Origin of the sequence: Rhodococcus sp. APC 3903 (assembly GCF_030407755.1) — a bacterium.
GTDB lineage: Bacteria > Actinomycetota > Actinomycetes > Mycobacteriales > Mycobacteriaceae > Rhodococcus_F > Rhodococcus_F erythropolis.
On the sequence record NZ_JASDCV010000002.1, the window covers coordinates 114,038 to 135,167 of the forward strand.

Below are 21,130 nucleotides of genomic sequence, written 5' to 3' on the forward strand. Positions count from 1 at the left end.
GTTATCGGAAAATCCTGGCGTCCGTTTCTCAGCTCAGAGAATGCGAACCAGAATCTCCGAGTGACCTGCTCGAATGATGTCGCCGTCTGCCAGCTGCCAGTCCTGGACCGGTGCTCCGTTGACGGTGGTGCCGTTCGTGGATCCCAAATCGGACAGCATCGCGGTGCGGCCGTCCCAACGGATGTCGATGTGGCGACGCGAGACGCCGGTGTCCGGGAGGCGGAACTGAGCTTCCTGGCCGCGGCCGATGACATTGCTGCCGTCGCGAAGCTGGAAGTGGCGTCCACTGCCGTCCTCGAGCTGCAGGGTTGCCGTCAGGCTCTGGGCCGTCGGTGCGTAACCGCCCTGCGGCTGGGCATAGCCCTGCTGCGGGTAGGCCTGCGTCTGCTCGAAGTTGCCACCCTGCTCGTAGCCGGCCTGCTCGTACGGCTGCTGTGTGTACGCCTGCTGGTCGTAGCCGCCCTGCTGGTAGCTCTGCTGGTCGTAGCCCGGCTGATCGTAGGACTGGCCGTTGTACGGCTGCTGGTAACCCTGCTGGTCGTAGCCGCCCTGCTGGTAGCCCTGCTGGTCGTACCCACCCTGGTACGCCTGCTGGCCGTAGCCCTGCTGGTCGTACGGCTGCTGCTGGTAACCCTGCTGGTCGTAGCCGCCGCCCTGCTGGTCATAGCCCTGCTGGTCGTAACCGGCCTGCTCGTACGGCTGCTGCTGGTTCGGGTACGCCTGCTGGTCGTAGCCACCCTGCTGCTGGTTGTAGCCCTGCTGGTCGTCGCCCGTGCGGTAACCGTCGCCGCGGTCGTAACCGTTCTGGTACGGCGCTTCCTGGCCCTGCGGAGCGGCGTAACCGCCGTCGTCGTGGGAGTACCCGTTCCGTGCCGGCTGCTGCGGTTCGGGCTGGCGACCCGCCGGTTCGCGGCTTGGTTCGTAGCCTGAGTTCTGCGTCATGGGGCCGGCTCCTGGTTGTGACGGGACTGGATTGGAAACAGGGGGAACAATCGGTGCGGGTCGCTGAGGCGGCCGTTGTGGAGGCCGCGACGAAACCTGCGGAACATGCGACGGCGGTGATGCCTGCTCGGCGTCACCATCCGGGTCGACGGTTCCGCGGGTGCGGAACTGACCGGTGTGGAGCGTAGGCGAAGGCTCGAAAGTGACCGAGATGTCGCCGTACGTCTGCCAACCCTGATCGCGGATGAAATCCTGCAGGTGTCGGCTGAAAGCTTTGGTCGTCAGTTCGCGATCAGCTGCCAACTCTTCGTGATCGGAGTTGTTGATGGTGATCACGTAGTTGTTGGGGGCGAGAAGGATTCCGCCGCCGAGGTGCTCGACGCGGTCACGTGCCTCCTGCTGGAGCGCCGCCTCTACTTCCTGCGGCACAACACCACCACCGAAGACCCGCGCGAATGCGTCGCCGACAGCTCCTTGGAGCTTTCGTTCGAAACGCTGCACGATGCCCATCGGGCCCTCCTCTCGCCTCGCATCTACGACGGCAAAATGCTCGGCAAGTAGCGCCGGCACCGCCTTGTCGCGTGTCGTCCAAACTGCTGTACAGGTTCCACGGTACTGTCAAATGTCGCTTCGGCAGTACCTGGCCGCTGTTTCAGCATGGTATCGGTTCTGGGCTTTCGGGTGCTCGGTGTTCATCGATTCGTGCCCTGAGCTGCACGAATAGAACTTTCAAAGTTTGTCGTGATAATGTTTCGGCGTTGCTCGGGCGAGTGGCGGAATGGCAGACGCGCTGGCTTCAGGTGCCAGTGTCCTTCGGGACGTGGGGGTTCAAGTCCCCCTTCGCCCACCACAAGACGAGGCCCCAACTCCTTTGAGTTGGGGCCTCGTTTTTTGTTGTCGGCTAACTGGCCGCAGCCTGAATGAAGCTCAGAACGAAGTCCAATGCGGTGCCCGCAAACGGGTTGCCGACTGGTTGAGGGGTCGCGGCGGGCGCAGTGATCTGAGGGTTCATCATCCCTGGCGGCAGTGTGCCGGGCGGGAGATTGATGATTGCGTTGATGTCGTAGATGGTGTTGTCGGGACCGTTGGTCACCGAGAAAGAGATACTGCCGAAGTCGACGACCGGACTATCGGCTGATGCAGTACCGACTGCACTGCCGAAGGTGATCGCGGCAGCGAGTGCGCCGACACCGAGGGCTGCGGTGGTTCGGGACAAACGAGCAGGCGTTGCGGGTCCATTCACAGATGTGCTCCCTTTCGTGGTGACAGCATCCGTGCGCGGGATGCCAAGCAGCCAGGAGATTGCAACCACTATCGAGGAAGATAACGGACAATCACGTCATGGCGGGGCGGTTCGGCACCGGTTGCTTGGACAACGGATCTGAGTCGATTCTCAAGTCGAGCGAGGACTGCGCGCGAGTTTTCGCGTGAACGAAGGCCCTTTAATAGGTAGCCTAGATTTTTCGTGAATGAACCATCAGTTTTGGACACGGGGCCAGGAATATCTTCGTTCTGGTGGCCAGAATCTTCTCCCGTGTTTCAAATATGGTCGTTTATGAACCATCCGATAGAGAGTTCGGAAATGATTGCTGCGTCAAAATCGAGCTACAGGGAGTCAACGATGTCCTTGACTTTTTCTCCATCACTCGATGAGAGTCCTTCGTTGATCTGCACGAAGATCAACGCATTTTCCGAACCGTAGCGGTGTGGTCCGGCCAGAAAAGCGGCATCGGCATAGCTTTTTACTGTTTTGTGGTACAAGTCGGCATTGTCGAAGATCATGACGGTTCCGCCTTCGCCCGGCACCGAGGGGAGATCGAAATCGTAGGCACCGGTTGCTGCCACTGCGAGCCCCGTGGTGCTTCCTGGTACGCAGTTCTTGCCGATGCCGGCGTCTTCGATTTGTGAACACACACTTGCTGGCGTCGTAGCTCCAGAGGAGGCGGATGTAGCTTCAGCGGAGGTAGTCGTAATTTCATCGGAGGAAGCCGCAGCACCATCGGAGGAATCGGACGAACAACCCGATACGACGAGAAGCGCGGCAGTAGCAGAGACAGCGGCAAAGATCTTCAACGAGTTCATAGGTCTCTTCTTCAGATCGCCAATTATGGCGGTGTTAATGAGAACTTCACTTAAGCAGATAAGTCCGACAGGTTTCAGCCGACGCACCGAACAACGGGTGCGATCGAACGTTCGCGCGCAGATTTGAAAGACTCATCCCATCCGACGCCGAGTTCGGTGAATTTCTCTGGATCCTCCACAGCTGATACTCGAACGGGTCGACCTTCCCCGTGAATCGGACCTTCGACAACATCCAAATAGTTCACCCGCACTTGCACATGGCAAGTGCGGCGTATCTCTCTTCAGAGCTGTCTGGGATGCTTACGCCCCGTAGGTCAGGCCCTTCCTCAGTCTGTGGACCGGCGGCCGATAACCGTCCCTTATGTCAGGCAAAAGACTGCATATCGCATCGGATGCCTCATCTGGCCCGCCGCCCCGTGCGTTAGACGACCGCGCGTGCACCGCGGGGAGCACGCGCCTGAGGGACGGATCGACCTGGGCGGACGCAGTCTGTGGGGCGGGAGTATGCAGGCTTCGAACATGCAGGGCTACCAGTAACCGGCTCGACCGAAGGCGCTTTATTCGCAACACATTTCGGCGGTCGGCAGTGGCCCGACCGCCACCCCGGCCGGGAATCGCCGGTGAAGACCGACGCGCCGAGGACGCGATCAGAGCATCCCCGGCGCAGAGGACCTACGCGGCGTTGGCGTTCGGGAGGACAACCTCGGCAATCTGGTCCGCCATCTCCTCGATGGTCGTGGTTGAACTGGACAAAGCCACCTTGTCGGCGAGAGACGGGCTATATCCCCGCACGTCATCCGCGTCGACGTTGTGCCAGATCGGCAAGATCGACTGCTCACCTGCATTCGTCCTGGTGACGAGTCCGTCGAGCTCGTGGTTCGGCCATCCCTTCGCGAAGAACGAGTGCGACAGGACGACGATGCCGAATCGGCTGGACAAGATGCCCTGATCGATCCGTCGGCGGAGGCTGCTGCCAATCTTCAACTCTGCAACGTCCAGCCAGACTCGCACGCCGCGGGCTGCAAGGGCGTCTCGGAGCGGGATTGCCACTTCGTTCTTGTCCTCGGAAGCGTGTGACATGAACACGTCCCAGGTCTGACCAGCCAGAACTTCGGATGATGGTGGCTCGACCGGCTCACGGGTCGTGATGTTGCTGAGATCGGTTCGTTGAGCGGTCGACTGCTGTCGACCGGCCGCCAGCAGGCCCGGTGCTGGCGGCACAACATTGACACCCGAACGGACCTTGCCCGCGAGACCGCCGAGATCCACGACAACCATCCACCGGCCACTGGAGGGAACCGTCAGCCGAACAGGCGTCTGCCGGTAGGAACCTCCGTACATCCGATACCGGCCACCCGACTTGAACGACCGATAATCCGAAGCCGACATGAGGCGGACATTCGCCTGGCTGCCGAGGCTGACGACGACTGTCGACCCCTTAATTACGTGGCCGAGGTCGTAATGCTGGTGAGGGAACATCGCGTGCTGCCAATCCGGCCGACACTGTGGCCTACCCATCTCCGCTTGTGGAGACCAGCACCCGGTGTATCGTCTGCAATGCAACCGTCAAATTGCTCAGACGAGACCTCGGACAAGGACCAGAACCTTCGTTCGAGGCTCTTGTCGTACCTGCGACCAGACACTACACCTAGTGCGTGCCCTGTAACAGCAACACAAGATGTTGCGAATCACATCGATGGAAGTATCGCCGCCATCGGCACGCGCACTGTCTGACGCGCCGGTGCCCGGCGTGACGGTCAGACAGCGCGCAGTCGAGGAGAGTCCGGCTGCTCTGGCTCGACCTCCGCAACCACCGTGAGGGAAACAGGGGCCTCGACGGCAGTAATGTCCTCCCCCCGGCGGCGTAGCTTCGACTGAAGGCTGACCAACCCGCTCTTGACGTGCGGCGCGGCCTTCACCGCGGCGACCCCCAGCGCGGCGCCCGTGCCGAGGAGCACCAGGACCGCCTTGGTCCCGTCGGACAGCACTGCCTGCGTGACGAGCGTGTTGTCGTCATCCCGCACCAGCGGGCTCTTCCACCCCGGAGTGCTCGACTCCGAGAAATGCGTGTCGGGGGGACGCTTCGTCAGCATCAGTTCCCAGGTCCAGCCATCCCAGTCGAAGTCCATGACGTAACTGTATAGGCGACCAGGTACGCCGCGGACCGACATTCCGATCGCTGGGGCGCGGGCGCGCGTCAGGATTCCCTGATCCATCGGTGCGGCTGGCCGGTTGCCCGATGCCGAGCGATACGACATCCGGAGGCCGCGCCCGCCCGAACCGATTTGGGTGTGTTCAGGCGGAGCCCCATTGCCCCCCGCGTTCCGACGGTCGATCATTCCGGCTTGCAGAGGGGGAACCCCGTCTGGATAAGCCGAGGGTACGCGTCGTCGGCGGTGCAGTGCGCCCGGATTCGGGCGAATCCACGTGCCCGAAGGCCGCTCTTATGTCAGGTCAGGTAGTCCCCATCTCGACGTCCTCACGCAAGCTCCACGAGCCGTTGTGCCGCAGCGTCGTACACGTAGTCGACGATTTCGCCGGACATGATCATGGTGATCGCCTGATTTATGACGTTGATCGGGGCGATGAACCATTCGGACGGGTCGTAGGTGTGGCCCTTGGCGTCGATCTGACTGATGTCGAGGCGAACTTCGGCGAATACCCGGTGCAGGAGGTGTTCTAGCGCAGAGGGTTTGAGGTTGTAGGTGCGGTAGTCCTCAACGATCTCGACCGGTGCCATCAGGTATGTAGGGGACTTGGCTGCGTTCGCGATTCGCTTCTCCACGCTGGTTGTCGAGAACCCGATCTTGTACAGGTCTTCGAGCGAGGCGATCTGGGGGTCTTCGCTACGGGAGCGAAGCACGTAAATATGTCCACTCTCGGAGTCCTCGTCACCTACGTCTCCTGCAAGGTCGATGCCGACTTGGGCTAATGTCTGTCCTTCGGCCTCGTGGAGTCGGATCGAGAGCGACTGCCGGTACATCGAAGACTCGGTGCCGTTTTCGAAGATCACGCGTAGTCGCTGTTTCTGCTCCTGCTTGCCACCGACCATTGCGGTGGTTGTCTCGCCGACCTCTGCGACGAAGAGCATCACGCCGTTGAGGACGAAGAATCTGCCCGCTTCAATGGTCCGGACGCCGGGGAACGGGATCAACCGGTACGTGCCGGCCGCCAACTCGGCATGCTGGGCTTTGAACAGGGGCTCAAATGCTTCGAAACCTTCGGCCTTCTTCCGCTTCGCCACCGAATCAGGCGCGTCCGGTGTCTTGCGCTGCGGCAGGTCCGAGACGTCCAACAGTCCCGATTCGTCACCGAGTAGGTCGAAGTCGTCGCTGTCGAGTAGGTCGTCGATCGAGGCTGGAGGCTCCGGGGCTTCCAACAGCCCAAACTCGTCCAAGTGCTTCAGCGCGGCGATCTTGCCTTCGTCAGCGAGGATGCCGTCGAGCCGAGCGCCGAGCTTGCGCTCGGCGATCTCGCGGGTAGTCGAACTGGGCAGCCTGTCGTGAGTGCGGCGGAACTCCACAACTTCTAAGAAGGCGCGCTCGAGCCGATCGTTGGATGTGACCTTTTTCGGCTTCTCTGCGACGTCAAGGAGCCCATCGACGTCGGAGTCGAGGAGCGATTGGAAGTCCAACCCCGGCCCTGCTGCCTCGTCCATGGCCGCATCAACTTCACCGGTACTCATGACTGAACATCCATCTGTGCTGCTCGCTGGGCGGCGAGGTGCTGTTGCTTCTTCCTCTGGAGGAACAAGATCGTCTCGGCATACCGTTTTTCCGTCGGATCATCACTGCGTGCGTCGGGCTTGCGGCCGTTGACCTTGACCCACGCCTGAACTTTCGGCCAAAGCAGGAGGGCTTCCTCCTCACTGATCTCGATGCGGGTAGCTGTGATCGCATCGGAGATAATTCGCAGCACACTCGTGGTGACCGACTTGCTCATGACCTCGAACGCACGCTGGAACGGGTTGACCGAGTCGATGAGGTTGATGTCGATGTCGTCGATGTTGACGAACTTCTCCGCCATCCGGATGAACCGCTTGTCACCGACTTCGCGGACCTCGCCGTTTTTGATCACCGAGTCCACCACGACCTGCTGCCGCAACTCCTCGACCTGGGTCTCATCCAGGTCTGGGTACCGCTCGCGGATGATCTTCGGGATCAACACCTTGTTCGTCACCTCGGGATCGAGGCTGCCCGCTGCGGCTTTCGCGAAGGTGTCGTCCTGCAGGATCGTGGCCTTCAAATCGTTGAGATCGGTCTCTACGATCTGCTTCACCCGCTTCGTCGTGGGTTCCTTGAAGCCCTTGATCTTCAGCTCGCCCGGCTTCGCGGCGTCGTCGTTGCCGGCTTTGGTCTTGAAGGTGAAGTTTTGCGCCAGCACCTGCTCCATCAGCAGCGAGGCAGTGATGGCCTTGAGCATGTTGTTCACCGACACTTTCACCTCGTCCGTCGCCGCGTCGGGCTGGGCGATGAGGTTTGTGAACTGGGCGTGCTCCTTGCCGGGGCTGTCACGGGTGACCCGACCGATGATCTGGATCACCTCGGTCAGTGAGGCGCGGTAGCCGATGGTGAGGGCATGCTCGGCGAATGGCCAGTCGAAGCCCTCTTTCGCCATCCCCAGCGCGATGATGACATCGACGCCGTCCCGGTCTTTCGATGCAACGGTGGACAGGTAGTGCAGCGTCTCGGCCCGCTTCTTCTGGTCCGCGTCGTCCACCAGGTCCGCGACGCGGACAATCGCGCCGGTGTCATGGCGGCGGATCAAGATAATCCCCGTGTCCTCGGTACCGACGACCTGGCCGATCGAGTCGATGATGAACCCGACCTCTTCGATCTTGTCCTTCGTGGACTCGCCCGAGTTCACGTTCGGGATATGAACGATCGTCTTCTTGTTGAGGTCGAGGACCTCGCCGATCGCGTCGGTGTAGCGGCCTTGGTAGAAGTGGTGACCGATGCCGAGCGACTTGAGGTATTCGTAGCCATTGAGCTGGTCGTAGTAGTTGAACATGACGGGGGTGAACTTCGCTTCGTCCTCTGCCGACAGCACCGGGACAGAGTCGCCGCGGAAGTACGAGCCGGTCATCGCGACGATGTGCACGTCCGAGCCGTTCATCACCTCCCGCAACAGAGCGCCGAGCCGGTTGCCCTCGAGGTCAGCCGAAACATGGTGGAACTCGTCAATCGCGAGCACCGTGCCGTTGAACGCCTCGGGTGCCAGCTTCTCGAACGCAAACCGCAGGGTGGCGTGCGTGCAGACCAAGGTCGCGTCCGGCCCGTCGAGGAACTTGACGAACGCATCGACTTTGCCCACCGACGAGCCTGGCGTGCACAGATTGTGCTCAGGCTCGATCTCCCAGTCCGCGAAGAACCCGTGCGCCGTCAGCTTCGTCGACGAGAACGATGCACCAATCGAGCGTTCCGGGACCGCAACGATGACCTTCTTACGGCCTTGGTTGTACAGCTTGTCCAGGGCCACGAACATGAGGGCGCGCGACTTGCCCGACGCTGGTGGGGCCTTGACCAGGAGGTGCTGAGCGTCGCGCTTGGCGAAGACACGTTGCTGCATCTCCCGCATGCCCATCGCGTCGGTGTGCACCGACGCGCCTGTGCGGGCATAAGTCACGTCAACGACGTTGAGCGGCTTGTTCACTTCTTGTTGCTCCCGTTCGTTGCTTCGTCCGCAGTCATCACTTCATACATGGCGAAGAGGTCCGACAGTCGCTGTTCGTCTGTCTCGTATCCACGCTTGGAGTAGATCGAATCGACCAGCCGGTCGATCTCGGCGTGTGCTGTGCGGAGGTCAACCGGCATCAGATCAGGGTCGTACAACTCGGCTAAAGTCTTCTCGCAGTGATATTCACGTACGTCGAGCACCCGCAGCGCCGCCGACATGAGCGCTTCCTTCACCGCATCACCCAGGGACGGAACTGGGAAGTTGTTGTAAACGATGTAAGCGCCGTACCGGTAGTCCATCTTCATCCGGCCACCGACAGCGCCGAGCCACGCTACGTGCATTCGTGAGGTCAACAATGCGAAGAGCCAAGGCTTTGCATCGTAAACGACGAACGCGAGGTTGGACACGACCGTGCCTGCACCCATGTACCCGATCGGAACGTACTCTCGACGCTCGGAGGAGACGGCAGGTACGACGATAGACTCGGTTGGCTTGTAGGCAATTTGTTTGAATCTGTTTGGGTGAGTGGCATATTCGGCGGTTGTTGCCGCGACGCTCTCACTGCGCCACCGAGCGACAGCTTCAAGCCGCTCGGCGATCAGAGGGTGAGAGCGTGCTACGTCGAGATCTCGGTCCCTGATCCACAGGCAGTAGCGTTCGATGTCGTTGATGAATTCCGCAGAACCGACATAACGCTTGACGAAAGTTTCAGCGCCGGGATCGGATTCCAGCAAATTCTTGCGTTCACTGGGGTCGAGCGTCAGGTAGCCGCCGTCCTTGGGCATCGACCCGAGAACCATGCGCGGCAGCGAGGCACTGAGCGCGCGGGTACGGCGGTAGATGAATACGGACGGGGCATCGGCGAGGTAACCGTTGATATTCGCGGCCTCGATCCGGAGCCCATCAGTGTAGATGTACTTCATTCCCGGACCCGCGGAACGCAAGTTAATGACAACCACAGTCACTCCTGCGTTGCGCTTGGCATTGTTCTCCCATTTGAACGATGTGTAGGCGTAACCGATTTCCAGCCCTTGGTCAAACAACATCGGGAACATCAATCCCACATGTTCACCCTGCGACACCGAGTTGGTGGTCACGAACGCTAACTCCGCTTTCGTTCCCGCGATGTAGTCTGCGCCCTTGACGAACCAGAGTGCGATGTAATCGAGGTCTTTGGAGTAAGTGCGCTTCCCGAAGACATACGGATAGTCACTCTTCATCTCCTTGCCTTGCGACTTCCCCCCCTTGTAGGGCGGATTCCCGATCAAATAGATCGCTTCGTTGCCGCTATTAGGGCAGACCTGCCGCCAGTCAACCCGCGTGGCGTTTCCTTGACGGATCTGACCGGTCTCCTTCAGTGGAATCAACGGCAGATCAATGCCAAACTTGTCGAAGAACTCGACATTCATCTGATGCTTCGCAATCCACAGCGAAAGGATTGCAACTTCAACAGCGAAGTCGTCGATCTCGATACCGTAAAAGTTCTCGATGTTTATGCGAGAAGCTGCCCCCATTGCCAATTGTCGCCGGCCCGAAAGTTCTTGGATCCTTTCAAGGACAGCGTGTTCCAGGCGCCGCAGTTCCTTGTAGGCGATCACTAGAAAGTTGCCGGACCCACATGCGGGGTCGAAGACTTTAATTGCACCAATCCGCTCGAGAAGCGCTTCGAGCTGCTTCGGCGAGTCGAAGGCGCGGTCTAAGTCTTCCTTCAGCGCGTCAAGAAATAGTGGTTCGATAGTCTTGAGAATGTTCGGAACCGAGGTGTAGTGCTGGCCGAGATCGGAGCGTTTGCCCGGCGTTACGATCGCCTGGAACATCGACCCGAAGATGTCGGGATTGATCTCTCGCCAGATCAGATGGCCGGACTCGATGAGCAGATCGCGGGACTTCTTTGTGAACGCCGGGACGACGTGTTCGGGTGCGACAGTGAAGAGTCTGCCATTGACGTAAGGGAACCCGGCAAGGTGTGCGGGCTTCTGGGCAGCGTGTTCGGTGTCGAGCGCAGTGAAAAGGTCGGTTAAGAACTCGGCAACGTCGGACCCGTCAGCTTGGGTATGGGAGCCGACTGCGTTGGTGAACTGTTTCTCTGCGAAGATGCCGGTATCTTCGGCGAAGAAGCAGAACAGCAGCCGGGTAAAGAAGACGTTGAGGGCGTGACGCCCGTTTGGTGTGCTGAGTAGATGGGGGTTGGCGGCGAGCAGTTCGTCGAACAACTTGCCCATCCGTTCGGCGGCTTTGACATCGGCGTGAGCTTCGGCGACGTACTGGGCCTTCTCCATGCCTGCCCAGGGGAGGAAGAAGGTGAAGTGCTTGTCGATGTCCCGGATCGGGATTAGCAGGTTCTCGCTGGTCTTGGTGTCGATGGCGAGCAGCTCGGCGTAGTCGGTGACGATGACGAACCGGGTGTTGTAGCGCACCACCATGGGTGACGTCCGCAAACCCTCAATCACAGCCAGAGGGTCGCCCGTCGTTTCGTGGAAATAGACTACGTTTTTCTGGGCGACCTCGCAGGTGGGGTCGTCGGCCACGTTGAGCGAACCGTTGCGCAGACGGGTGACGTTGCCCTTCGAGCGGCCGTAGGCAAGCAGTAACTCAAAGATGAACTCGCGATCGTAAGACTCGCGTCCGCCCAGCGGGGCGACGCGCTCCTCGACCGTCTTGAGGTTGAGCTTCACCAAGCCACTCCTTCTATCATTGACCTCATCGAAGCAAGGATCTCCAATATTGTCTCGGTCATGACCGTGGCTCTTGCACGGATGTCGCAGCATCACCGCGGACCTAGTCGTCGACCTCGCCCGCGTGGCACTTCCCAAGTCGTTCGATCCTATTGGCGGGTATGGACTTCTCAGAAATCCGTGCATAACCAGCATCTTTGTGGCGCTGAGGTAGGCAGCAATCTCGTCGGTGATTCGTAGATCCGAACCCCAGGCCGGCTTCAACTCGCATCTTATTTCCTTGGAATTGAGACACCAGCCCGTTCGAGTGTGGAATCGGGTGCTGCGCCAGCTCGCCTCGTCTCAGAAGTGCGTACCAAAACTGGCGTCTCGCCGTTGTTCAATGGGACGACTTATGAGACGCCACGCCGGACAACAGATGGCACAACATTTCGGCGTGGACCGCATCTTCGACATCATCATGTGCCGGCACCTCGGACGTCCTGGCTTCTCTGCGGCCCTCGACTATGCCCGAGAAGGTGGCATATTTGTCGTACCCGTACCGGGCCGATCCCTCGTTGACACGATCGAAGCCTTGACCACCGAGAGGACGCAACGATGGACAAGCGACCACACCAACGACGGAGCAACAAGTTTCTGATCGACTACCCCTTGAATAACGTGACTGTCGGTCGACGTTTCGATGGAGTGCCCGAGGGTGAGGGTCGTTGGCAGCGGATTCCGCACTTGGGTGTTCTGTGGACGGACGACAAACAAGCTCTGCAGCTCGGTTGGCTCGATGATGCAGATCAGGACGCCGCAAACGCTGTTGCTCGCCGGATGGTTCTGATGGCTGTCGACGGCATGACCGCGACCGCAGCGTTCGACACGATCGCCAGCGAGAACCAGAAGTACTTGATCATGCATGGTGATCTCGCGGACCGCGGCGAAGAAAACTTCTGGAACTAGCCGACAGCTCAGTCGAGATGAAGAGTCGAGAATCGATCGATATTCGGCATCTGGTCAGCCGCGGCGATTGCGCAGGTGGAGTGCCTCGAGAACCCGTGTCGACAATCAACGTCGAATCGCTGCGGGCGTCCGGGTTTCCGACGACATTGAAGGGATCGAACGCCGTTGATTGCAGATCGGTTCGCATGTCAGCGCACAGGTGGTGTGCAGAGATGGACAGACACGGTTGGTGAGCGGTCATCCTCCACCTGAATATTCGAGTGGCCATGGTGACGGAGGGCGGCTCAAACTTCTTGATCCGATTCGATCATTGTGAAGGTGCGAAATTTCGTATCCATCTGGACCGCGGCGAAGCCATTACTCGGCGGCAAACACGGCAGTGTTGAACCGAGCTGAGAACCTGGGAAGCGCATCGGGGATCAGGAGTTCGCTCCGTACAAACCTTGATGTCGATGGCATCGCGAGTTTCCAATTCGTCGATGTGGGCCAATGCCAGTAGTTTTTCGCCAGCGGTCGCTACGCCGGTCTCGATCCGAAGCGACCCAGCCAGCGCGCCAACAGGGTCAGTTCAACCTCTTGTTCAGAGGCGCGGCCGGAACGCAGGCGTGCTCGAATTACGGCCCGTATTTGTGTTTCGGGCGTATCCGACAGAAGTTCTCCGTCTTCCTTGGACCATGACGATGGGTTCACGTGTGTCCGAAATGTCGTCCCCATCGGGGACGCCTCAACCCCGCGCCTTCAGCGCCGCCCGCGCAGCATTGAACCCACCCATCCCGTGGACCCCGCCGCCCGGCGGAGTTGCGGACGAGCAGAGGTAAACGCCCGGGGCTCCGGTGGCGTAGGGGTCCAGCCCGAACCGGGGGCGCGCGATGATCTGCCGCGCAGTGTTCGCCCCCGCGGAGATGTCGCCGCCCACATAGTTGGGGTTGTACGCCTGCATCTGCGGCACATTGCGCACGTGGACGCCCACGATCCGGTCCCGGAATCCCGGCGCAAACCGCTCGATCTGACGCGTCACCGCATCGGTGGCTTCACCCGGATGGCCATGCGGCACATGCGCATACGCCCACACGGGATGGATGTCTCCGACGGAACGGGAAGGGTCGGCCAAGAACTGCTGGCCCAACAGAATGAAGGGCTTGTCCGGCATCTGACCCCGAACGGTCTGGCGTTCGACAGCCGCAGTTTCCGAAATCGTCCCGGACAGGTGCAGGGTGCCGGCCTTGCGGGCATGCGGATTCGTCCACGGCACGACGCTGCCGTCGGAATCACCACGCACGGCGTAGTCGACCTTGTAGGCGGCGGTGCCGTAGCGGAATTTGCGGTAGGCCCGGGCAATGCGGTCGGGTTGCCGGCCGTCGAGCAGACGACCGGCCGCATCGGGGGCTATGTCGAGCATGACGATGTCGTAGTCGGCGATCTGGGAGTAGTTGGTGACCCAGTTCCCGGTTTCGATGGTGCCACCGAGGCTTCGCAGGATCGACGCGAGGGCGGCTGCAATTGAGCCCGAACCACCTTGCGCGACAGGCCAACCGTGTGCATGAGCGGCCGCGGTGAGCATCGAGCCGACGGCACTGGAGAGAGGAAGGGTGAGCGTCCCGAACATGTGCGCCGCGACGCCACCGAACAGCGCCCGCGCTTGTGGGGTCTTGAACATCCGGGCGAAACCCGTCGCGGGAAGCAGAGCGCCCGTCCCGAAACGGGCGAGCATCAGCGGGTGCTTCGGAACGTGCACGATCGGCTGGAAGACGTCCTGCACCAACTCGTCGAAGTTCTCGGCGAGGTATCCGAAGACGTCGAGCCAGCGCTTACCGTCGACACCCAGTCCCTCAGCGGTCCGGTTGATGTCGCGCCACAGAACCCCGGCGGTGCCGTCGTCGAGTGGATGGACCAGATCTATCTCGGGCCACAGCCACGTCAGGCCATGCTTGGCGAGTCCGAATTCGCGGTCGAGTTCCTTGAAGTAAGGAGAAGCCAAAGCGGTGGGATGGAAGGCGGAACAATCGTCGTGGACGAGTCCGTCGACTATGTATTCGCTACTGCGGGTACCGCCGCCGATCTTGTCCGCACCCTCGATGACATGGACGTCGATTCCGGCGCGGGCGAGTTCGATCGCCGCCGCGAGACCGTTGGGGCCACTGCCCACCACTACTGCTGTTGTCATTTGCGCTTCGCCACCCGTCTTCTCAATGGTGAGCCTACGGAAATTACAGCGATGGCATTCTGCGAGCAAACAATTCAGGCCTAGACCTTGGTTGATCGATCAACTTTTGTTACAGTTCGAGGCGCACTGGCCGCAGCTGATTCTTATCGCTGCGGCCAGTTGTTGCATTCATCGCCCATCGCGCCTGTTTCCTGCGGATTCGGTATCCTGTGAATCGGAACTTCTCTGCACAGACGCAGCTCCGAAATCTGTCGAGGGGCCTTCTGGCTCCCTGCATCGCCGCAGTTCAGAGCAATTATAGGGCTACCTTAGTTGCGCCCGTGCCGGGGTTCTGAATTATCGTTTTCGTTACACGGTTGACTCACAAAAGTTTCAACCGACCGAAGACTCACGTCGCCGGGTGCCAGAACGCACACCATCGCGTCTGCGCAGGGCGGCTACTTCGGTGGTACCGAACACATCGTCGTGTCGGTGCTTTGAAGGACTTGCATTGCAAGTTGATGGCCATCAGCGCTGCTGGTCGTCGGTGCATCTTTATGGCATACGAAGGCTGGGTATGAAGCAACTTCCAGGCCCCCAGGGCCTCTATCACCCGTCCAATGAGCACGACTCCTGTGGAGTCGCATTTGTTGTCGACATGCATGGTCGCCGCAGCAGGGACATCGTCGAAAAGGCGATCACCGCTCTGGTCAACCTCGAGCATCGCGGCGCTGCCGGATCAGAACCCAACACGGGTGACGGTGCGGGCATTCTGCTGCAGGTTCCCGACAAGTTCTTCCGAGCTGTCGTGGACTTCGCGCTGCCCGCCGAAGGCGCGTACGCAACCGGTATCGCATTCCTCCCGCAGGGCGATGCCGATGCACACGAGGCTGCTGCTGCAGTCGAGAAGATCGTCGTCGAAGAGGGCCTGAAGGTTCTCGGCTGGCGCGAGGTCGGAACCGACGACTCCTCGCTTGGCGCATTGGCGCGCGACGCGATGCCGACGTTCCGTCAGATCTTCATCGGCTCCGAGGGTGACAAGTACACCGGCATGGATCTCGAGCGTCGTGCATACGTGGTGCGTAAGCGCACCGAGCACGAACTCGGCTCAGAAGGCGCCGGTAAGGGTGGCCCGGGTAGCGAGACCGTGTACTTCCCCAGCCTGTCCGGCCAGACGTTCGTCTACAAGGGCATGCTCACCACCCCACAGCTCAAGGGTTTCTACCTCGACCTGCAGGATGATCGTGTCGAGAGCGCACTGGGCCTGGTCCACTCGCGCTTCTCCACCAACACGTTCCCGTCGTGGCCGCTGGCGCACCCGTTCCGCCGGGTCGCTCACAACGGTGAGATCAACACCGTCACCGGCAACGAGAACTGGATGCGCGCTCGCGAGTCCCTGATTGACAGTGACGTCTTCGGTGGCCGCGAGAACCTGGACAAGATCTTCCCGATCTGCACCCAGGGCGCCAGTGACACCGCTCGTTTCGACGAGGTGCTCGAGATGCTGCACCTCGCCGGTCGCAGCCTGCCGCACGCAGTTCTCATGATGATCCCCGAAGCCTGGGAGAAGCACGAGAGCATGGACCCCGCTCGTCGGGCGTTCTACGAGTACCACTCGGCTCTCATGGAGCCCTGGGACGGACCGGCGTCGGTGTGCTTCACCGACGGCACCGTCATCGGCGCCGTGCTGGACCGCAACGGTCTGCGTCCGTCGCGTCTGTGGATCACCGAAGACGGCCTCGTCGTCATGGCGTCGGAGGTCGGCGTTCTGCCGATCGATCCGTCCACCGTGGTCCGCAAGGTCCGCCTCCAGCCCGGCCGCATGTTCCTCGTGGACACCGCGCAGGGCCGGGTCATCAGCGACGACGAACTCAAGTCCGAACTCGCTGCCGAGCACCCGTACCAGCAGTGGATCGACGAAGGTCTGATCCACATGGACGACCTGCCGGACCGCCCGTACACGTACATGTCGCACGAGCGCGTCGTGCTGCGTCAGCAGCTCTTCGGTTTCACCAGCGAAGAGGTCAACCTGCTGGTCAAGCCGATGGCTCTCTCCGGTGCCGAGGCACTGGGCTCGATGGGTACCGACACTCCGATCGCCGTGCTCTCGTCACGTCCCCGGATGCTGTTCGACTACTTCTCGCAGCTCTTCGCTCAGGTCACCAACCCGCCTCTCGACGCGATTCGTGAAGAGGTTGTCACCAGCCTCGGCGCGACCATCGGCCCCGAGGGCGACCTGCTGCACCCGAATGCGGACTCCTGCAAGCAGATTGCGCTCCCGCAGCCGATCCTGCACAACGACGATCTGTCGAAGCTCGTTCACGTCAACGACGACGGCGAATTCCCGGGCTTCCGCAGTGTCGTGATCCGCGGCCTGTACCCCGTCAAGGAAGGCGGCGACGGTATCCGTCGTGCGCTCGAGGGCATCAAGTACCAGGTCTCGCAGGCAATCGAGGGTGGCGCACGCATCGTCGTGCTCTCGGACCGCGAGTCCACCGAGGACTACGCGCCGATCCCGTCGCTGCTCCTCACCTCAGCGGTGCACCACCACCTGGTTCGTGAGAAGTCGCGCACCAAGGTCGGCCTCATCGTCGAGGCCGGCGACGCCCGCGAGGTGCACCACATGGCGCTCCTCATCGGCTTCGGTGCCGCAGCGGTCAACCCGTACATGGCTTTCGAGACCATCGACGAGTTCCTGCAGAACAAGGAACTCGAGGGCCTGACCCTCGAGAAGGGCATCGCGAACTACATCAAGGCAGCCGGCAAGGGTGTCCTGAAGGTGATGTCCAAGATGGGCATCTCGACGCTCGCGTCGTACACCGGTGCTCAGCTGTTCCAGGTCATCGGCCTCTCGCAGGAGCTGACGGACGAGTACTTCACCGGTCTGCAGTCGCAGCTCGGTGGCATCGGCCTCGACCAGATCGCAGCCGACGTCGAAGCACGTCACCGCATCGCGTACCTCGATCGCCCCGAAGAGCGCGCTCACCGCGAGCTCGAGGTCGGCGGCGAGTACCAGTGGCGTCGTGAAGGCGAGTACCACCTGTTCAACCCGGACACGGTCTTCAAGCTCCAGCACGCAACTCGCACAGGTCAGTACGAGGTGTTCAAGGAGTACACGACCATGGTCAACGACCAGTCGGAGCGCCTTGCCGCTCTGCGTGGTCTGTTCGACTTCAACATCGGCAAGCGGCCGTCGATCTCGATCGACGAGGTCGAGCCGGCCAGCGAGATCGTCAAGCGTTTCTCGACGGGTGCGATGAGCTACGGCTCCATCTCCGCCGAGGCTCACGAGACTCTCGCCATCGCGATGAACCGTCTGGGCGCCCGCTCCAATTCCGGTGAGGGCGGCGAACATCCGTCGCGCTTCACGCCGGACGAGAACGGCGATCTGCGACGCAGTGCCATCAAGCAGGTCGCGTCGGGACGCTTCGGTGTCACCTCGCACTACCTGAGCAACTGCACCGACATCCAGATCAAGATGGCGCAGGGAGCCAAGCCCGGTGAGGGCGGCCAGCTTCCGGCTCACAAGGTGTACCCGTGGGTGGCCGAGGTTCGGCACTCCACGCCTGGCGTCGGCCTGATTTCGCCGCCGCCGCACCACGACATCTACTCGATCGAGGATCTCGCTCAGCTGATCCACGACCTGAAGAACGCCAACCCGCAGGCCCGCATCCACGTGAAGCTGGTCTCCGAGGTCGGCGTCGGAACCGTCGCGGCCGGTGTCTCCAAGGCACACGCCGACGTCGTTCTGATCTCCGGTCACGACGGTGGCACCGGTGCCACCCCGCTGACCTCCGTCAAGCACGCGGGCGCACCGTGGGAGCTCGGCCTCGCCGAGACCCAGCAGACGTTGCTGCTCAACGGTCTTCGTGACCGCATCGTCGTGCAGGTCGACGGCCAGCTCAAGACGGGCCGCGATGTCGTCGTCGCTGCCCTGCTCGGCGGCGAGGAGTTCGGTTTCGCCACCGCACCGCTGGTGGTCTCGGGCTGCATCATGATGCGCGTCTGCCACCTCGACACCTGCCCCGTCGGTGTCGCGACGCAGAACCCGTTGCTGCGTCAGCGTTTCAGTGGCAAGCCGGAATTCGTCGAGAACTTCTTCATGTTCATCGCCGAAGAGGTTCGCGAGCTCCTCGCGGAACTCGGTTTCCGCACGCTGCTCGAAGCAGTCGGCCAGGTCGACATGCTGGACACCACGCGCGCTCTCGATCACTGGAAGGGAAGCAAGGCAGGCAATCTCGATCTGTCGCCGATCCTGACCCAGGTCGAGTCCGCGTTCATGGACCAGGACCTCCACTGCACCGGCACACAGGATCACGGTCTCGACAAGGCACTCGATCAGCAGTTGATCGTTTCGGCCCGCAACGCACTCGACAAGGGTGAGGCGGTCTCGTTCGAGTCCGCGATCACCAACGTCAACCGCACGGTCGGCACCATGCTCGGCCACGAGGTCACCAAGGCGTTCGGTGGAGAGGGCTTGCCCGAGGGCACCATCGACATCACGTTCACCGGTTCCGCCGGTAACAGCTTCGGTGCTTTCGTGCCGAGCGGTATGACCCTGCGCCTGCACGGCGACGCCAACGACTTCGTCGGCAAGGGCCTCTCGGGTGGACGCATCGTCGTACGCCCGCCGCTCGATGCAGCGGAAGGCTTTGTCGCCGAGGACAACATCATCGGTGGCAACGTCATCCTGTTCGGCGCCACCAGCGGCGAGGCTCTGCTTCGCGGTGTCGTCGGCGAACGCTTCGCAGTCCGTAACTCCGGCGCCACTGCCGTCGTCGAGGGTGTGGGCGATCATGGTTGCGAGTACATGACGGGTGGAAAGGTGGTCATCCTCGGAGCCACCGGACGTAACTTCGGCGCCGGCATGTCCGGTGGCGTCGCGTACATCTACAACCCCGACAAGGCATTCGAGAAGAACCTCAACACCGAACTGGTGGACCTCGAGGATCTTTCGGGCGACGACTTCACCTGGTTGAAGAGCGTCATCGAACGTCATCGCGACGAAACCGGCTCCGAGGTTGCCACGCGCATCCTCGGCGACTGGTCGCAGCAGGTGGGTCACTTCGCAAAGGTGATGCCCCGCGACTACAAGAAGGTTCTTTTGGCCATCGCGGCCGCAGAGAAGGATGGCAAGAACGTGGACGAGGCAGTTATGGAGGCAGCTCGTGGGTGATCCAAGCGGCTTCCTGAAGCACACGTCGCGCGAACTTCCGGTTCGCCGGCCGGTGCCGTTGCGCCTGCTCGACTGGAAAGAGGTCTACGAGGAGTTCCCGAAGGAAACCCTCCAGACCCAGGCCAGCCGTTGCATGGACTGCGGAATTCCTTTCTGCCACAACGGTTGCCCTCTCGGAAACTTGATTCCCGAGTGGAACGACCTGGTCTTCAAGGACCACTGGCACGACGCCATCGAGCGTCTGCACGCGACCAACAACTTCCCGGAGTTCACCGGTCGTCTGTGCCCCGCACCCTGTGAGGCGTCCTGTGTCCTTGGCATCAACCAGGATCCGGTCACCATCAAGCAGGTCGAGGTCGAGATCATCGACAAGGCCTTCGACGAAGGGTGGGTCAAGCCGGTTCGCGCCGCGCATGCCACCAACAAGAGGGTCGCAGTTGTCGGCAGTGGTCCGGCCGGTCTGGCTGCAGCGCAGCAGCTGACCCGCGCCGGTCACGCAGTGACGGTCTTCGAGCGGGCAGACCGCATCGGCGGCCTGCTGCGCTACGGCATCCCCGAGTTCAAGATGGAGAAGCGGCACATCGACCGCCGTCTCGAGCAGATGGAAGCCGAAGGCACCGTCTTCAAGACCAACGTCAATGTCGGCGTGGACATCACCGCGGACGAGCTGCGCGAGCAGTTCGACGCAGTGGTTCTGGCCGGCGGCGCCACCGCAGCTCGCGATCTGCCGATCCCGGGCCGTGAACTGGACGGCATCCACCAGGCGATGGAGTTCCTGCCGATCGCCAACCGCGTGCAGTTGGGTGACCTCGACGCTCCCACCATCACCGCTGAGGGCAAGAAGGTTGTCATCATCGGCGGCGGCGACACCGGCGCGGACTGCCTCGGTACCTCGCACCGTCAGGGCGCAGCCAGCGTGCACCAGTTCGAGATCATGCCGCGTCCCCCGGAGACTCGCGCCGAGCAGACTCCGTGGCCGACGTACCCGCTCATGTTCCGCGTGGCTTCGGCTCACGAGGAAGGCGGCGAGCGTCTGTTCTCCGTCAACACCGAGAACTTCGTCGGTGAAAACGGCAAGGTCACCGGACTCAAGGCTCACGAGGTCGAGATGAAGTCGGGTCGTTTCGAGAAGGTCGAGGGCTCGGACTTCGAGCTCGAAGCCGATCTCGTGCTCCTGGCAATGGGCTTCGTCGGCCCCGAGAAGCCGGGTCTGCTCACCGATCTCGGTGTCGACTTGAACGAGCGCGGCAACGTCGCCCGCACGTCGAAGTGGAACACCAACGTCGACGGCGTGTTCGTGGCCGGTGACATGGGCCGCGGTCAGTCCCTGATCGTCTGGGCCATCGCCGAGGGACGTTCCGCAGCAGCCGCTGTGGACACCTACCTCGAGGGTGTCACCGCCCTTCCGTCACCGATCCACCCGACAGCGGCTCCGCAGCGCTAGAGGCTCTTACAAAGCCGCACCCCATCGCATTCGGTGGGGTGCGG

Annotated in this window: 12 protein-coding genes and 1 tRNA gene; 4 read left to right on the top strand and 9 right to left on the bottom strand. The window is 61.5% G+C overall.

Annotated elements, in window-relative coordinates; translation table 11 throughout:
- Positions 1 to 33: 33 nt before the first annotated feature.
- A complete protein-coding gene (locus QMA15_RS03030; protein ID WP_020905627.1) occupies positions 34 to 1,452 on the bottom strand; it encodes a DUF3662 and FHA domain-containing protein in 1,419 nt (472 codons plus the stop codon).
- Between the two features lie 254 nt (positions 1,453 to 1,706).
- On the opposite strand from QMA15_RS03030, the gene QMA15_RS03035 reads away from it, so the two are divergent.
- Positions 1,707 to 1,792, top strand: a tRNA-Leu gene (locus QMA15_RS03035).
- A 51-nt stretch (positions 1,793 to 1,843) separates the two neighbouring features.
- Here the strand turns inward: QMA15_RS03035 and QMA15_RS03040 are convergent.
- The 7 genes from QMA15_RS03040 to QMA15_RS03070 all read right to left on the bottom strand — a co-directional run bounded on the left by QMA15_RS03040 (position 1,844) and on the right by QMA15_RS03070 (position 11,378).
- The gene (locus QMA15_RS03040; RefSeq protein WP_046379721.1) at positions 1,844 to 2,185 is read right to left on the bottom strand and encodes a hypothetical protein; all 342 of its coding nucleotides are present in this window, start codon (positions 2,183 to 2,185) and stop codon (positions 1,844 to 1,846) included.
- A 362-nt stretch (positions 2,186 to 2,547) separates the two neighbouring features.
- Entirely contained in the window at positions 2,548 to 3,024 is a 477-nt protein-coding gene (locus QMA15_RS03045) for a hypothetical protein (protein WP_290283649.1), read from the bottom strand.
- Positions 3,025 to 3,696: 672 nt separating this feature from the next.
- Positions 3,697 to 4,542, bottom strand: a complete 846-nt coding sequence (locus QMA15_RS03050) for a DUF1883 domain-containing protein (protein ID WP_356699707.1) — start codon at positions 4,540 to 4,542, stop codon at positions 3,697 to 3,699.
- Positions 4,543 to 4,781: 239 nt separating this feature from the next.
- Positions 4,782 to 5,153 (bottom strand): hypothetical protein, encoded by a 372-nt coding sequence (locus tag QMA15_RS03055; protein WP_290283650.1) that lies wholly within the window; start codon positions 5,151 to 5,153, stop codon positions 4,782 to 4,784.
- 350 nt (positions 5,154 to 5,503) lie between these two features.
- Complete coding sequence (locus QMA15_RS03060) at positions 5,504 to 6,709, bottom strand: GIY-YIG nuclease family protein (RefSeq protein ID WP_290283651.1); 1,206 nt, start codon at positions 6,707 to 6,709, stop codon at positions 5,504 to 5,506.
- A complete protein-coding gene (locus QMA15_RS03065; protein WP_290283732.1) occupies positions 6,706 to 8,607 on the bottom strand; it encodes a DEAD/DEAH box helicase in 1,902 nt (633 codons plus the stop codon). Before QMA15_RS03065 ends, QMA15_RS03060 begins: the two co-directional genes overlap by 4 nt.
- 65 nt (positions 8,608 to 8,672) lie before the next feature.
- Positions 8,673 to 11,378, bottom strand: a complete 2,706-nt coding sequence (locus tag QMA15_RS03070; protein ID WP_290283652.1) for a DNA methyltransferase — start codon at positions 11,376 to 11,378, stop codon at positions 8,673 to 8,675.
- Between the two features lie 594 nt (positions 11,379 to 11,972).
- On the opposite strand from QMA15_RS03070, the gene QMA15_RS03075 reads away from it, so the two are divergent.
- The gene (locus QMA15_RS03075) at positions 11,973 to 12,323 is read left to right on the top strand and encodes a hypothetical protein (protein WP_197942030.1); all 351 of its coding nucleotides are present in this window, start codon (positions 11,973 to 11,975) and stop codon (positions 12,321 to 12,323) included.
- Between the two features lie 724 nt (positions 12,324 to 13,047).
- Here QMA15_RS03075 and QMA15_RS03080 read toward each other — a convergent pair.
- A complete protein-coding gene (locus QMA15_RS03080; protein ID WP_290283653.1) occupies positions 13,048 to 14,487 on the bottom strand; it encodes an NAD(P)/FAD-dependent oxidoreductase in 1,440 nt (479 codons plus the stop codon).
- A gap of 556 nt (positions 14,488 to 15,043) precedes the next feature.
- Here QMA15_RS03080 and gltB point away from each other — a divergent pair.
- Both gltB and QMA15_RS03090 read left to right on the top strand, forming a co-directional pair.
- Positions 15,044 to 19,642, top strand: a complete 4,599-nt coding sequence (gltB, locus tag QMA15_RS03085) for a glutamate synthase large subunit (protein WP_020905642.1) — start codon at positions 15,044 to 15,046, stop codon at positions 19,640 to 19,642.
- Positions 19,635 to 21,086 (top strand): glutamate synthase subunit beta, encoded by a 1,452-nt coding sequence (locus QMA15_RS03090; RefSeq protein ID WP_020968013.1) that lies wholly within the window; start codon positions 19,635 to 19,637, stop codon positions 21,084 to 21,086. The genes gltB and QMA15_RS03090 overlap by 8 nt, the downstream gene beginning before the upstream one ends.
- Positions 21,087 to 21,130: the final 44 nt, after the last annotated feature.